The following is a 14166-nucleotide window of genomic DNA, read 5'->3' as shown; positions in this document are numbered from 1 at the left end:
TCGGACATAACATACCTAAAAAAAACACTCCAAGCTGGAGTGTTTTTATTTAATGTATCCGTGGCTTCGGCGGATGCTCATGCCTTCCGACAAGTCCTCGTCCCATGTGAGGATTCGCTCGACATTTTCGCATTCAGTCTGGCCGAAGAATTTCTTCACTTTTTCCCTGAATTCATTGTAGCGGATCGAGTCCTGAAGTATCTTATCATAAGACTTCTTATACACCTTTACAGCGTCTTCTATGGCGCATTCATAATCATGGCGCAGTTTATCAAGCGCTTCTGATGGACCATGGTCCTGATATGCTTCAGCGGTTAAGTATACTAAACGGTCAACAATTTCATATGGATGATTCTGCGCCGGTGCATCCGGGCAGGCTTCGTTTCTCGCACGCAGCTTCCGGTCGAGATCGAGGATCTCTTCTACTGTTTCAGACTTCTTCTGCTGGAAAATCATTTTTATTTTTAGAATGAGTTCATTGTAACGGATCACTTCCGGGCGGATATCTTCACTTGCTTCTTTATACATCTGAATCGCCTGGCCGAGGGCACATTCATAATCGTGGCGCAGCTTCTGGATGGTAGGAGAGTCATAGCGGTCGTTATAAGCCTCAACGGTAAAGTGAACCAGACGATCGACAATTTTTTGTGGTGTATTCATAGCTCCTCTTCCTTTCACGTGACCTTCGACAGTTGGGAAGGCCTCTCGGTTTGTTATGGATGGTAGTGGTATAACCTATATGGCAGAGAAGTAAACATATTTTGCCTATTGATGTCGATTAGTTGCGTATAAACTTGAATTCTGTCACTTAGTCTTGGTGAATACTATTTGATTGTTTGTCAATGTAGTTAGATTGACAGAATTAATTATAAATATAATCAATTGATAACTTTTTTATGATAAAATAGTAAATAATTCCATTTGTTAGTTTAGGTAGGAGGTTTAAGTTATGAATCTCTTAAATCTTATTTATAGAAAGCTGGCGCCATTAGGATTAAAGGTGATTTCTCCAAAAAAATACAAAGGTAAGGAGAAGATGTCTATGCTTTATTATTTGGACCATGGTGAAAGAGATAATTTAAGAATGCTTAAAAGATCTAACTTAAATAAGGTAGGATGGAAGGAAAAAGATTTAGAAGAATTGCTTGTAAAGAACCTGGATCGAATTTTAGATGAAGAAACTCTAATGCCTATTTTTACTGAAAGAAGTTTTCAGGAAGAGCCAGACATCATGGCATTGGATCATACAGGTAAGTTATACATATTTGAGTTGAAAAGATGGAAATCCAATGAAGAAAATCTACTTCAGGTATTCAGATACGGGCAAATTTACGGACAGAAGAATTACGAAGATCTAGAAAAACTCTTTTTAAAATTTAATCCTAACTCAGATTCATTGGTTGAAGAACATAGGGAGTATTTTAAATTAACGAATGAGGAATCGATTAATAAAGAACAATTTAATCATCAACAGCATTTTTTAATTGTTACGGATGGGACCGATGTTAAAACAAGGAACGCAGTTAACTATTGGAAGAAAACAGGATTAAACATCGATTCTATAGTTTATCGAGTGTTTGTGACCGATAGTAATGAACAACTTATTGAATTTAACGCCTATTCGCCGTTTCAGGATGTAATTGAAATGGAACAATCAAACTTTATTCTGAACACTAATTATAAAAATAATCCTCACTCACACGATGAGATGATGAATGAGGAAAAAGCTGCCGCCTACTATCATCCGTGGAAGAATAAAATTAAACGAATTCAAAAAGGGGACAAGGTCTTTCTCTACCAAAGCGGAAAAGGTATTGTTGCAATGGGAATTGGTACGGGCGAGGTTCATATGAAAGAATATCAAGGGAAAAATGATGAAGAGTATTATATGAAACTTGAAGATTTTAATAAGCTAAAACATCCTTTAAGTGCAAAGAAGATGAAAGATGTTACAGACTCCAATTTTATGTTTAACCAAACTCTTTTTTCAGTGGATAAGGAGAAAAGTGATTTGATCTGGAAGTATATTAAAGACAACCACTTATAAAGTAAGTTTACTTCTAGATTGTATTTTCTTCTATAAATAACGTAATGAAAATAACTCATGAAACAAGTGGTCTACTACAGCCGCTTGTTTTTTTTGCTCTAAAGGACAGATATCTAATTATTCTTTAAAGATTCAGAAATTCCCATGACGAAAATCCTGCCATCAATGATATAATAGCCTATATTGGTCAACAAATACATTCAGGGGTATAGGGGGAGTTAACATGAAGAAATTATGGTGGATACTGGCAGCCTGTCTCTTCATGCTGGCTGCATGCGGCTCAGACTCAGGTTCCAGTTCAGGCTCAGAAGCAGAGAGTGGAGAGGTGAACCAGTCGGAAGAACAAGCAGTATCTGAGGAAGAGAGCTCATCCAGTGAAGATAAAGAAAAGTCGGTCGAAGTGGATAAGAACCTGCTAAATGTGGAGGTTACGATTCCGAAATCATTCTTTGAACTTCAGAATCAGGACTTTGAGCGGATTAAAGCGGAAGCTAAGGAAAAGGGTATTCAGGAAGTCATTGATAATGGAGATACCGTAACGTATAAAATGTCGAAAGCCAAACATAAAGAAATGATGAAAGAGATGGAGAAGCAGATGACGGCAACCGTCGAAGAAATAAAGAATGATGAGAACTATTCGTCTATACAGGATATTCAGGCGAATCCCAATTTTTCTGAATTTATATTATCGGTAGACCGGGAAACCTATGAAAACAGCCTGGACGGATTTGCTGTGATGGGGCTGGGCATGACGGGAATGCTCTATCAATTGTTTGATGGCGCAGGTCCGGAAGAATATGATGTAACGATCAACGTGGTGGATGCCGCGAAGGAAGAAGTTTTTGATACGATTCATTATCCGGAGGCTTTTGAGGCGCTGGATAAAGTGGAAGTGGAATAAGGATGATGACTCTCTTGCTGATGCGTTCAGCAGGGGAGTTTTTTGTATAAAAAACAGGGCGAAATATACCTTTATTATAGAATAATATCTCATGAAAGACATGTATTTGTATGATCCGTTGCCGGCTCATGATTATTCTTTTTCTGTAAAGGATACGAAACTTTCTTCCTTACCCAACGTAAAAAGAAGAAGAGGGGGATTGAAATGAAGCGTGTCATCCAGCAATCGGTTGTTTCTGCATTCGTGATTGGACTTCTCGTATGGGTAGCCAGTCTTCTTGTTCCATTTTCTTATCTTGATTGGAGCTTTTTTATAGGGTTGGGTTTATCGGTCGTCTTTTTCTTGTTCAATAGTAGCGGGGGAGCTCTAACTAAAGGAGTCAATTTTGCAGCCGCTTTGTCCGTTTTCCAGCGTCAAGAGGAAGAGGAGTTGAAAACCGATGTAGGTGGCGTATTCTTTGGGGCTGTTCTCTATACACTCGTGAGTTTAATTACGTGGCTTTTTGTTTATTTTTAATCAACCTTAGAGAAAGAATGTTAGAAAAGTAGATCTCTGAAAACGAATGATTCAAGAGTTTTAAAAAAATTTAAATTAAACGACACCAAATCGTAAGTTCCTTCGATTATAGAATCGGAGGGCTTTTTTTATGCTCCAAACCGAAGGAGGATGAATGTCGTGAATTATATTAAAGAAATCAACGCGTTTTATGACCGGATGGAATTGGATGGCTTGACGACTTCCGAGATTGTGCTGTGGCACACGCTCATGCATTTTCATAATAAAGCGGGCTGGCGGGAGGAGATTACGCTTGCGGCTACTTCGATTTTAGTGAAGTCGGGCTTAACGGAGAGTGCGTTTAAACGGGCGCGTAAGCAATTAAAAGAGAAGGGTTATCTTACTTTTCGCTCAGTAGGGAAAAATCAGGCGCCTATCTATCAGTTAATTACCCGTGAATATCCGGAAAGCGGACGACTGACTGATGAGCGAGCGATCCGCCAGGCGGACGTGCAGATGACCAAGCAGGTGGACCAGCAGGCGACCGAGCAGATGAACCAGTCAGCGGACGCATTACTTAAACAAAAAGAAACAAAACGAGACAAAACCACTGTGGTGGACGCCACACGCAAAAATCCGCACACCTTTTACGAACAGAACTTCGGGATGCTGAATCCTCACATTGCGGAGTCCATTACGGCGTGGTGCGAGGATATGCCGGAGGAACTGGTACTGGAGGCGATGAAGCGCGCCCTTCAGCATAACAAACCGTTTTTTCAGTACAGTGGTGGGATCTTAAAGCGTTGGCAGGCGCGTGGGGTGAAGACGCTTGAGGAAGTGGAGTCGCTGGATTTGGAGGTGCGGTGGTCGTTGATTAGCAAACCTGAGGAAAGTCCTTCAGTGGATGATATTTTTGAAGAGGTAAGAAGAGAACGGAAAAGGTGAGGTTATGAGAAACCGATAATGACCACAATGGCGACTTAGCTGAATCTTTTCTTGGTAAATTTTATAAATTTATTGGAAGGTTATGTCTCCAAGAAAGAACAAACGAAAGCGATTTCGTGTTAAAATTAGTACTCACTGTACAGAGGAAACATAACTATATTCGTTTACTATAAAGATTCAGCACAACAGCCCAAATTGCTTCTTTTTAGTACCATCTGTTAGGATAGGAAAAATATGAAGGACCCTGTATTTCCTCAACATTCTAAAAGCTCGATACAGAGACATCTGGTAATTTGATGAAAGATCATACAGGAAGTCTTTATTTCTTAAGAGTTTGCACAACATGCTTGATTCTATTACCTTGCAGGGATCTGGACCTTTAAGTTGCAATAGAATTTACACGCTAAAAGCAGGTTATAAATTCATCCAAAAATAAGGAGAAATTGTCTAAATGAAATTGACGATAAAGGAAATAGCCAAAAAGGCTGGAGTATCTCAATCTACCGTTTCGAAAATTATTAATAATTATGATGATGTAGGTTCAAAAACTAAACAAAGAGTGTTGGATATAATGGAAGAGTATGGGTACCGTCCTACCTATTCAGCCCAATCTCTTGCGAAAAAAGTAACGAAAGTAATTGGTGTGATTTATGCAGGGAAGATAAACGCAAATTTCAACCACCCATTCTTTGTAGATGTGGTGAGCTCTTTCAAGAAGACGATCGGAGCTCAAGGATATGATCTATTATTCTTTTCTAACGAGCAATTTCATAAAGAAGACGAAGATTATTTAGCTCGTTGCCAGCATTACAACGTAGATGGGTGCATCATTATCGGAGGTGAGGATGTGGAATCCTCTGTCTATGAATTAGATCAAAGTAATATCCCATGTATGGGAGTAGATATTGAATTGAAAGGGAAACAATCGGCCTATATTATTACAGATAATTATAAAGTGTCTTCTTTAGCTGTAGAACATTTTTATTTGAATGGCCAGCGGGATATCGCCTTTATTGGTGGGAACGATGAATCTATTGTATCCCAACAACGGTTAGATGGATTTCAACAAGTCATGAAAACCTATGGACTGCAAATAAGAGACGAGTGGATTCAATCGGGGGACTTTTTTGAAGAAAGTGGATACAAAGCAATGAAAGATTTACTAAGTCTAAATCAACTTCCTACAGCCATTTTTGCTGCTTCTGATTTAATGGCGATTGGCGCTATGAAAGCAATCAAAGGAAGTGGGAAAAACATACATAATTTTTCCATAGTCGGCTGTGATGATATTATTGCATCTAAACACACGGATCCTTCCCTTACGACCATCATGCAGGATAAAGAAAAGATTGGAAGGATGGCTGCGTTTATTTTGGAAGATCTGATTCGAGAAAATATTGAGCATACACGGCTCATTGTTGAACCACAATTAATCATAAGGGATTCAAGTAATCCTATTATAAAAGAACCAAGTTGGTAGATAAGGAGAAATCTTATGAAAACGAACCAAACTTTTTCCGCAATTCGGACGAGTACAGAATTTATTTTTACATTAGCCTACCTGAATATTCTTTGGATTTTATTTACTTTAATGGGCGTAGTGATTGGGGGAATTGGCCCCTCCACAGCTGCCTTGTTAGAAGTAATTGATAAATGGCAGAAGAAAGAGGTGTTGCAAGAGAAGATGTTCAGCCTGTATTGGCGAGCATATAAAAAGTCATTTACGAGGGCGAATTTATTATTAGTCATTCAATTAGCGGTAGGAATGATCCTTTATGTAGATCTTCAATTCACCATTTCTATGGAAAATGGTATGTTCGCTGCATTAGCAGGAGTATGGATTTTTATGACTGTTCTTTACATCATTATGCTTATGTTCAGTTTTCCACTTCTAGTTCATTTGCGACTAAATGCGTTACAAGCTATTAAACATTCGTTTTATTATGCCTTTTCTTCACCTATCCTTACCATCGCTGCTTTTCTAAGCTTCATAGGGATTCAGATCGCTTTATATTATCTCCCCTCATTGTATCTCTTTTTTTCAACTAGTTTATTTGGATTTGTCATCATGTTTGTGTCTAAACAAATAGGTTCTCGTATAGAAAAATTAAAAAACCAGAATCATGAAAAAAAAGAAAGCGTTGACATAATTGGAAGGTAGTAATAAAATGGCAAATAACGAAACCGGTTTAGTGTTAATATTCTTTATTTTCTGACGATACATCTCTGCAATGGATTATCTTCAGCGGTAAAGTGCTGCTATTAACGAAACCGGTTTAGTAAATTAGAGAGTAGGGGGAGTATATATTGAAGAAAAGTTGGAGTATTGCGTTTTTACTAGTCTTAGCTGTGTTTTTGGCAGGTTGTTCGGACAGTAGTAGTACGGAAGAAAATGAAAACGCTTCAGAAGGTGATGTTAAAACTGTTGGATCTGAAGATGCGGAGGTAGAGTTGTCTTTCTGGTTATTTGGTGCTGATTATGAAAGTTTAGTTGAAGAATATGTAGAAGAGAATCCTAATGTCAGTATAGACATTCAGCAGATTAGTATGGCGGACCATCATAACAACCTATTTACTGCATTATCTGCGGGTAGTGGAGCTCCTGATATGGCTGCTATCGAGGTATCTGAGATTGATAAGTACAAAGGCGCTCAAGACAAATTTTATAATTTAAATGAATTTGGTGCAAAAGAGATTCAAGACAATTACTTAGACTGGGTATGGGAGATTGGTTCAAGTGTAGATGGTGAATTCCAATTTGGTATTCCTACTGATATTGGACCAACCGCAATGTTTTATAGAAAAGATGTGTTCGAGGAAGCGGGATTACCTTCAAAACCTGAAGAAGTGAACGAGCTTATGCAAACTTGGGAAGATTACGAAAAAGTTGCTTCTACCGTTTTAGAAAAGACAGGAAAAGTAATGGTTGATAATCCTGAAACTGTATTTAATGCCAAAAAAGACCAGGCACCTGAGCAATATTTCAACAAAGACGGAGAACTAATCATTGATTCTTCTCCTTATATAAAAGATGCGTTCATGAATGTTTCTGGTATGATCCAGGAGGATTACATAGGAAATTATGAATTATGGTCACCAGAATGGGGAGAGGGCATGTCGAATGGCAGCTTTGCAACCTTACCTGGACCGGCGTGGATGAGGGATACAATCAAGAACAATGCACCAGATGCCGAAAACTGGAGAATTGCTTCCATGCCTGAAGGAGCAGGGAACTGGGGAGGTTCATGGATGACGATTCCTAAGCAATCTGAACACCCGGAAGAAGCTTATAAGTTCTTAAAATGGTTGCTGGCTCCTGAGCAGCAATTGAAATCCTTTAAGAATAATGGAATGTTCCCATCTACTCCTGAAGTTTATGAAAAAGAAGAGTTTAAGAATATAACGGATGATTACTATGGTGGACAGAACGTAGCGAAGATCTTCGCAGACGCAGCTTTAGAGGTTGAGCATGTTCATAAAGGTGAACAATATGGCGATGCCAATATGGAAGTCGTTCAAGGATTATACAACGTGTATGATGGGGCTGATCCTGAACAAGAGTGGGAAGACATCATATCAAGAATCGAGCGAAGACTTTCACGTTAATCAATGAGAAATAAGTGGGCAAGCTGCACATACTTGCCCGCTTAATTTTTTAAAGGAGGATGGGTATGTCTCAACCACAGCCAAAACATGAGCACTATTATGATGATAAACAGGTTGAACCTGGTATTCCTAACCAGAAAGAATCACCTAAAAGGCGACAGCTTTCTCAGAAAAAAAGAAACATGATCTCTGGCTATTTATTTATTTCACCTTTTTATCTTCTCTTTGCGGTGTTTGGTTTATTTCCAATTTTATTTAGTTTTTATCTAGCCTTTTTTAAATGGGATGGCTTAGGTGAGATGACCTTTGTAGGATTGAATAACTTCGTAATCATTTTTAACGATCCTCTATTCTGGAAATCACTATATAATACGATTGTGATTGGTTTAATGGGCACCGCTCCTCAATTACTTGCTGCGCTATTACTTGCGTTTGCCTTGAACTCTGCGTTAGTTAAGGGCCAAAGTCTGTTTAGGCTAGCCATTTTCTTGCCTTACGTAACGTCAATTGTAGCTGTAGCCATTGTTTTTAGTGTTATTTTTAGTAACCAAGAATCAGGCCTTGTTAATTCCATTATTGGATTATTTGGTATGGATCCCATAACTTGGACAAGATCTGAATGGGGTACAAAAATCGCGATTGCCACGATGGTTTTTTGGAGATGGGTAGGCTATAACACGATTATTTATTTAGCTGGTATGCAAAGTATCCCCAAAGATTTATATGAAGCGGCAAAAATGGATGGAGCGAGCCTTCGCCAACAAATTATCCATATTACAATTCCGATGCTTAAACCATTTATTTTGTTTACCGTATTTACAGCTACCATTGGTGCTTTGCAATTGTTCGCAGAACCACAAATATTCCAGGGACGTGGAGGAAGACCCGAAGGAATCAGTGTGGTCTTGTACTTATATAGAGATGCATTCTCCAGTAACTTCTTTGGTACGGCGTCTGCCACAGCTATCGTGTTGTTTGTCCTGATTATCATCATCTCTACGATCAACATGTATTTCACCAATCGAATTGGTGGTTCAGATAAGGTGGGTGCTAAATAATGTACAGTGAAAAAGTGAAACAAAAAGTGGCTAAGTCTTCTCTCTATGGGTTCCTTATAACCGTATCGTTAGCTTCATTATTTCCATTTTATTGGATGTTTGTGATGGCAACGAATTCAAACGAAACGATCAACCAAACTCCACCGGCTCTGATCCCTGGTTCTGAACTAGTCACCAATTTCCAGAATGTGTTAGGCAGTATTCCTTTTTTTCGAACGATGTTAAATTCACTAATCGTTTCCACATCCATTACGTTAGGGGTGGTTCTCCTTTGTTCTTTAGCAGGTTTTGCATTCGCTAAAATACCCTTTCCTGGCAGAGGGATATTATTTGTATTGATTCTTGGAACAATGATGATCCCTCCTCAGCTAGGGCTAATCCCAACGTATTTTATTATTACAGAGCTTGGTTGGCTAAGTGATTTAAAAGCTGTTATTGTACCAGGATTAATGCATGCTTTTGGTATATTCTGGATGAGGCAGTATATTGCTAGTGCAGTACCTGATGAGATTATGGAGGCCGCAAGAATTGATGGCTGCAGTAATTTTCGAATGTATTGGAATATCATTATTCCTACGATTTTACCAGCCTTTGCCACGCTTGGGATCATTGTCTTCATGCAAATCTGGGGTGATTACTTATGGCCTCTTGTCGTTTTAAAAGATCAATCCATGCATACCATTCAAGTAGCTCTGCGGTCACTAATGGACGACAGAGTGAAGGATTATGGAATGATTTTATCAGGTACATTTTGGGCGACGGTACCATTGATCATCATATTCCTGTTATTCAACCGGATGTTCATTAAAAGTATTACCGACGGAGCTGTTAAAAGTTAATTAATAGTTGTGCTTTAAAGGAGGTTTTCATTTTGAGAAAGTTTACAGTTATCCAATCAGATAAAGAATCAGCTTCATTTTTAGATAATAAAGGTGAAAAATCCATATTTTCAAATGAAACGACTACAGCTAGAAATTCCTATATTACTATTCAAGCAGAAGAAGAATTTCAAGAGTGGATGGGGTTCGGCGGGGCATTCTCTGAAGCAGCCAGTTACACTCTTAGTCAAATTTCCCCTCAAAACCGGTCCAAGGTCATTCAGTCCTATTTTGATAAGAAGGAAGGATTGGCCTATAATCTTGGAAGAACTCATATCAACAGTTGTGATTTTGCTTTAGAAAATTACACATATGTAGAAGAGAACGATACAACTCTTGAGTCCTTTACCATTGAGCGTGAGAAGGAATGGGTCCTGCCATTGATCCATGATGCGAAGGAAATAGCAGGTGAAGAGTTGACGATTTTATCTTCACCGTGGAGCCCTCCCGCATGGATGAAAACCAACAATGAAATGAATAACGGTGGGAAGCTAAAAGAGGAATTCCGACAACTATGGGCTGATTATTATGCTGCCTACATTACTGCTATGGAAGAGAATGATGTGAAGATTTGGGGAGTTACCGTTCAAAATGAGCCTGCAGTAGCCCAAACCTGGGATTCGTGTGAGTACACAGCTGAAGAAGAAAGAGATTTTATTAAGAACTATCTCGGCCCAACTTTACAAAGGGCAGGTTATGGAGATAAAAAAGTAATTATATGGGATCATAACCGTGACATGATTTTGGAAAGAGCTTACGCTGTACTCTCCGATCCAGAAGCGGCTCAATATGTTTGGGGAACAGGAAATCACTGGTATGTATCAGAAGAATTCGAGAACCTTTCTAAAGTGCATGAGCAATTTCCTGACAAGCATTTACTGTTTACGGAAGGTTGTATTGAAGGGGGAGTACAGCTAGGGGCATGGGGGACAGGTGAACGATATGCTCGTAATATTATCGGAGACATGAACAACTGGCTTGAAGGGTTTATTGATTGGAATTTAGTACTCAATGAACAGGGTGGACCTAATCATGTCGGCAACTACTGCGATGCTCCCATTATTGCAGATACGGAAAGAGATGTCGTCCATTTTAACAGTTCTTATTATTACATTGGTCATTTTAGCAAGTACATAAGACCTGGAGCCAAAAGAGTGAAAGTGAATTCCTCCGCAGAAGGTCTTTCTTTAACAGCGTTTAAAAATAATTCGAATGAGATCGTTGTGGTTCTCCTGAATGAAACAGAAGAAGAGCAATCCACAAAGATAGAGCTGCAAGACTATTATTCTGAGGTTCACTTACCAAAAAGATCGATTACGACCTGTATTATTGAAAGATAATATGGTCATGGTCCTTATTTGAGTAAATCAATGGAGTTTTCATTGATTTACTCTTTTTTTGTTGATGGATTCTACAGAGGAATGATATTGATGGCAGGTCTCAAATCCACGTATTAGTTTAAAGGGGGGGTAGGCCATCCCTATTCGATCTGCTATTAAGAGGGATGGAGTATAAAACTCTACTCTACTTTCTATAATAATAGAAAACTCTCAAGATGGCAGGAGATGGCTAACATGATAAGACGATTATTCATTACGCTTCTCCCTTTGATTTACATGGGGATGATCTGGCTGCAGTCCAGCTACTCGATCCGAACGATTAAGCAGTTCCTGGGGTTATTGAAATGAATACGGCTCTTGAAATGATGCATTTTGTGGAATTCGCCATGCTTTATGTTTTAATCATCGCAGCTTTAGGCGTGAATCATAGATTAACGAAGGTAACGAGCTGCCTGGCTGCTTTATTTTCCATCCTGTACGGGGTGGGGGATGAGTTTCACCAATTATTTGTGCCAGGGCGTTCTTTTACTTTGATTGATTTGGTAAAGGATACGGTCGGGGTGCTCATCGTATGGGGGACCTTTCATATTTTCTATTTTGGCTCTGTAAAAGCCAGTCGCAGAGTTACAAATCCAGTAGAGAGATAGACTTAGGTTTTCAGCACTTTTTTAGAAGTGTAAGAGAGTAATTTTATGAAACGTTTTACAGTATCATGCCGTATGTATGGTAATGATGTTCTGGCGCCTATCAATAGACTTTAGCAAAATTGGAGAGGAACATGAATATGAGGCAATCAAGGTTCCGTGGAATAGGCATTGTCCTCGGTATAGCGATTGGCACTAGTGTAGGAGTAGCTATTGATCAATTAGCCATAAGTCTTCCGCTCGGGATCGTTTTAGGTTTAGTTCTGGGTTCTATGTTAGACAATCGAAGCAATAGGTAGAGCTAGTAGACTAACAGGAGGGACGAAAATGGAGAGTATTAAGGAACTGACATCACAGGAAGATTGGCGAAATGTATGGAAACGTTCGATGAATTCTCCGGTATTAGTCTATAAACATAGTACTTCCTGTTTGATAAGTGCCAGAGCCTTTAAGCAACTGAAGGCTTTCCACAAGGCAGGGGAAGATCAAATCCATTGCTGTATGGTGAAGGTTATTGAAAACCGAAGTGTATCCAATGAGATCGCAAAGGATACAAGCATTTCCCATAAATCTCCTCAAATCCTCCTCATAGATCAGCAAGAAGTTGTATGGAATACATCACACTGGAAAATAACAGAAAAGCGTATAAGGAAAGCGGTTGGTCCGTGATGCCCATAGTCCATTGAAAACCACAGATTTTATGGTTATTGAAAGCTCCCTGACATACAATATTAACAGATGTATGATAGGGGGAATGAAAATGGGCGAGGATTATTTAAGGAAGCGGGTTAAGCTCTTTATTGATCAGGTCACGGGGAAAGTCACGCCGCCAGTTCCAATTAAGAAAACTCCCCAGCTCAGCTTCTGGAGGAGATGGCTGAGGAAAAGGGCTTCGAAAGATTCACTCTAACTATGGTGTGTTTCTTCATCTTTTTAGAAAAAAAGACCCGCTGTGATATGATTCCCGGAACGCTGTAGAGGAGCTCACACTACTAGTAGAGGGTCTTTGTATCTTTCTTATGTTGACGCAAATATCTCAATAAACTTGAAGAACCATCCTGGTTAGGCTGGTTCTTTTTAATGCGGATTTGGCGTCTTCGGACCAACTCTTCGGCTTTCTCTTCCAGCGATCCTTTCTCGATTCCGTTCACCGTACCATCTCCTCGCCCGCATGGTGCAGACCACTCATTATTCGTTCTCTATCGCTAGATCTTTATCCAGGTAATACGTGATCATTAATTCCTCATACAATATCTTGGAGTAATTAATGATGCTTTGAAGCGCATCCACATCGTATTGCTCAAACGGTAAATCAAACCCTGTTTTCATAACCACAATGATATGCTCATCTGTTTCTACTTTATACTGTCCTTCGGCTTCTCCTTCGAATTCTTTTTCAAAATACGCTAACCCGACTAATGTATTTTCTCCATTAAGTAAACGGTTAGAATAAACGGCCTGGTGCGTTTTCTTATTTCTTAGGAGGAATTTATACATACGATTCGTATTCTGGTCCATGTTTTCAGTGTTGCCTAAAATAAACAATTCGGATTGTAAATCTGGATAGAAAACCCGTATGTAATCCCGGTAGTCAGAAGCTAAATAGCTGATGATTTCCTGCTGGACGGTATGTTCCTCCATTCTCCTTTTGAACGATTGCTTATCTTCGTAAATATCAGACAGGATTTCGATATTCTGTTCGAGCATGGATGAGATAAATGTGAATCGCTGCTGAATTCTTGATTCAGCAAGGGCGCTGTCACTAATATCAAACTCCATTTTATTAATTTTCACTTTCTTAATCATCGATAAAGACATCCATATGACAAACGATCCACCGGCGAGAATCAAAACCATTGCCAACATCCCTGTAATTAAAGGGATATTCGCCATATGTTCAATGATCGTTTCAGGGTCAGCGAACATAGGGGTATTCCAATATCGCCATGAAATATAACCACCGACTCCAGCAGCTAACAGAAAGAATATCGTGAGGGAAATGGAGTAGATGCTTTTCTGGTGATTCTCAAGCCAGTCAAAAAAGCGATCCACGCGCCGGAAGAACCAATTTTTATACATCGGAACACCTTCCTTCTGCCACGTTAAATATCCTTACTCTTTATTCTATTGAAGGTGACCGGCTAACATGAAAGGAGTTATAAATGAGGGAGACCAGGTCATTTTTGCCATGGGGATATTTATTCCGAAACGGAGTCTTTAAGTGAAGGGGGGTTAGTTGAGGGCTTGAATTC

The 14166-nt window shown here is 39.3% G+C and carries 17 protein-coding genes; 14 read left to right on the top strand and 3 right to left on the bottom strand.

What is annotated here, in order from left to right:
- Positions 1 to 45 precede the first annotated feature (45 nt).
- Positions 46 to 660 (bottom strand): hypothetical protein, encoded by a 615-nt coding sequence (locus LCM11_RS08035; protein ID WP_224893727.1) that lies wholly within the window; start codon positions 658 to 660, stop codon positions 46 to 48.
- 289 nt (positions 661 to 949) lie between these two features.
- Here LCM11_RS08035 and LCM11_RS08030 point away from each other — a divergent pair, with 289 nt between their 5' ends.
- The 14 genes from LCM11_RS08030 to LCM11_RS07965 all read left to right on the top strand — a co-directional run bounded on the left by LCM11_RS08030 (position 950) and on the right by LCM11_RS07965 (position 12824).
- On the top strand, positions 950 to 2047 hold the full coding sequence (locus LCM11_RS08030) for an EVE domain-containing protein (protein ID WP_224893726.1): 1098 nt from the start codon (positions 950 to 952) through the stop codon (positions 2045 to 2047).
- Positions 2048 to 2270: 223 nt separating this feature from the next.
- Positions 2271 to 2948 carry a hypothetical protein gene (locus LCM11_RS08025; protein ID WP_224893725.1) on the top strand — a complete coding sequence of 226 codons (678 nt, stop codon included), beginning with the start codon at positions 2271 to 2273 and terminating at the stop codon, positions 2946 to 2948.
- Between the two features lie 204 nt (positions 2949 to 3152).
- On the top strand, positions 3153 to 3464 hold the full coding sequence (locus LCM11_RS08020; protein ID WP_224893724.1) for a hypothetical protein: 312 nt from the start codon (positions 3153 to 3155) through the stop codon (positions 3462 to 3464).
- Between the two features lie 159 nt (positions 3465 to 3623).
- The gene (locus tag LCM11_RS08015) at positions 3624 to 4388 is read left to right on the top strand and encodes a DnaD domain-containing protein (RefSeq protein WP_224893723.1); all 765 of its coding nucleotides are present in this window, start codon (positions 3624 to 3626) and stop codon (positions 4386 to 4388) included.
- Between the two features lie 451 nt (positions 4389 to 4839).
- Positions 4840 to 5868: a LacI family DNA-binding transcriptional regulator gene (locus LCM11_RS08010; protein WP_224893722.1), complete on the top strand. Its 1029-nt coding sequence runs from the start codon at positions 4840 to 4842 to the stop codon at positions 5866 to 5868.
- A 15-nt stretch (positions 5869 to 5883) separates the two neighbouring features.
- Entirely contained in the window at positions 5884 to 6549 is a 666-nt protein-coding gene (locus LCM11_RS08005; RefSeq protein ID WP_224893721.1) for a YesL family protein, read from the top strand.
- 146 nt (positions 6550 to 6695) lie between these two features.
- Positions 6696 to 7994, top strand: a complete 1299-nt coding sequence (locus tag LCM11_RS08000; protein ID WP_224893720.1) for an ABC transporter substrate-binding protein — start codon at positions 6696 to 6698, stop codon at positions 7992 to 7994.
- A gap of 65 nt (positions 7995 to 8059) precedes the next feature.
- Positions 8060 to 9052 (top strand): carbohydrate ABC transporter permease, encoded by a 993-nt coding sequence (locus LCM11_RS07995; RefSeq protein ID WP_412098137.1) that lies wholly within the window; start codon positions 8060 to 8062, stop codon positions 9050 to 9052.
- Positions 9052 to 9891, top strand: coding sequence for a carbohydrate ABC transporter permease (locus LCM11_RS07990; protein WP_224893719.1), 840 nt, complete (start codon positions 9052 to 9054; stop codon positions 9889 to 9891). Before LCM11_RS07995 ends, LCM11_RS07990 begins: the two co-directional genes overlap by 1 nt.
- A 32-nt stretch (positions 9892 to 9923) precedes the next feature.
- Positions 9924 to 11270, top strand: coding sequence for a glycoside hydrolase family 30 protein (locus LCM11_RS07985; protein ID WP_224893718.1), 1347 nt, complete (start codon positions 9924 to 9926; stop codon positions 11268 to 11270).
- Positions 11271 to 11614: 344 nt separating this feature from the next.
- A complete protein-coding gene (locus LCM11_RS07980) occupies positions 11615 to 11917 on the top strand; it encodes a VanZ family protein (RefSeq protein ID WP_224893717.1) in 303 nt (100 codons plus the stop codon).
- A 131-nt stretch (positions 11918 to 12048) separates the two neighbouring features.
- Positions 12049 to 12213, top strand: a complete 165-nt coding sequence (locus LCM11_RS07975; RefSeq protein ID WP_224893716.1) for a hypothetical protein — start codon at positions 12049 to 12051, stop codon at positions 12211 to 12213.
- A 28-nt stretch (positions 12214 to 12241) separates the two neighbouring features.
- Entirely contained in the window at positions 12242 to 12583 is a 342-nt protein-coding gene (gene ytxJ, locus LCM11_RS07970) for a bacillithiol system redox-active protein YtxJ (protein WP_224893715.1), read from the top strand.
- 91 nt (positions 12584 to 12674) lie between these two features.
- A complete protein-coding gene (locus LCM11_RS07965; RefSeq protein ID WP_224893714.1) occupies positions 12675 to 12824 on the top strand; it encodes a hypothetical protein in 150 nt (49 codons plus the stop codon).
- An 82-nt stretch (positions 12825 to 12906) separates the two neighbouring features.
- Here the strand turns inward: LCM11_RS07965 and LCM11_RS07960 are convergent, their stop codons facing one another.
- Both LCM11_RS07960 and LCM11_RS07955 read right to left on the bottom strand, forming a co-directional pair.
- Complete coding sequence (locus LCM11_RS07960; RefSeq protein ID WP_224893713.1) at positions 12907 to 13065, bottom strand: hypothetical protein; 159 nt, start codon at positions 13063 to 13065, stop codon at positions 12907 to 12909.
- 37 nt (positions 13066 to 13102) lie between these two features.
- On the bottom strand, positions 13103 to 13993 hold the full coding sequence (locus LCM11_RS07955) for a hypothetical protein (RefSeq protein WP_224893712.1): 891 nt from the start codon (positions 13991 to 13993) through the stop codon (positions 13103 to 13105).
- Between the last annotated feature and the right edge of the window lie 173 nt (positions 13994 to 14166).

The organism is Halobacillus halophilus (genome assembly GCF_020171985.1).
GTDB classification, from domain to species: Bacteria; Bacillota; Bacilli; order Bacillales; family Halobacillaceae; genus Halobacillus; species Halobacillus halophilus_A.
The sequence above is the reverse complement of the archived record's forward strand: the minus strand, read 5'-3'. Positions and strand labels throughout refer to the sequence as shown.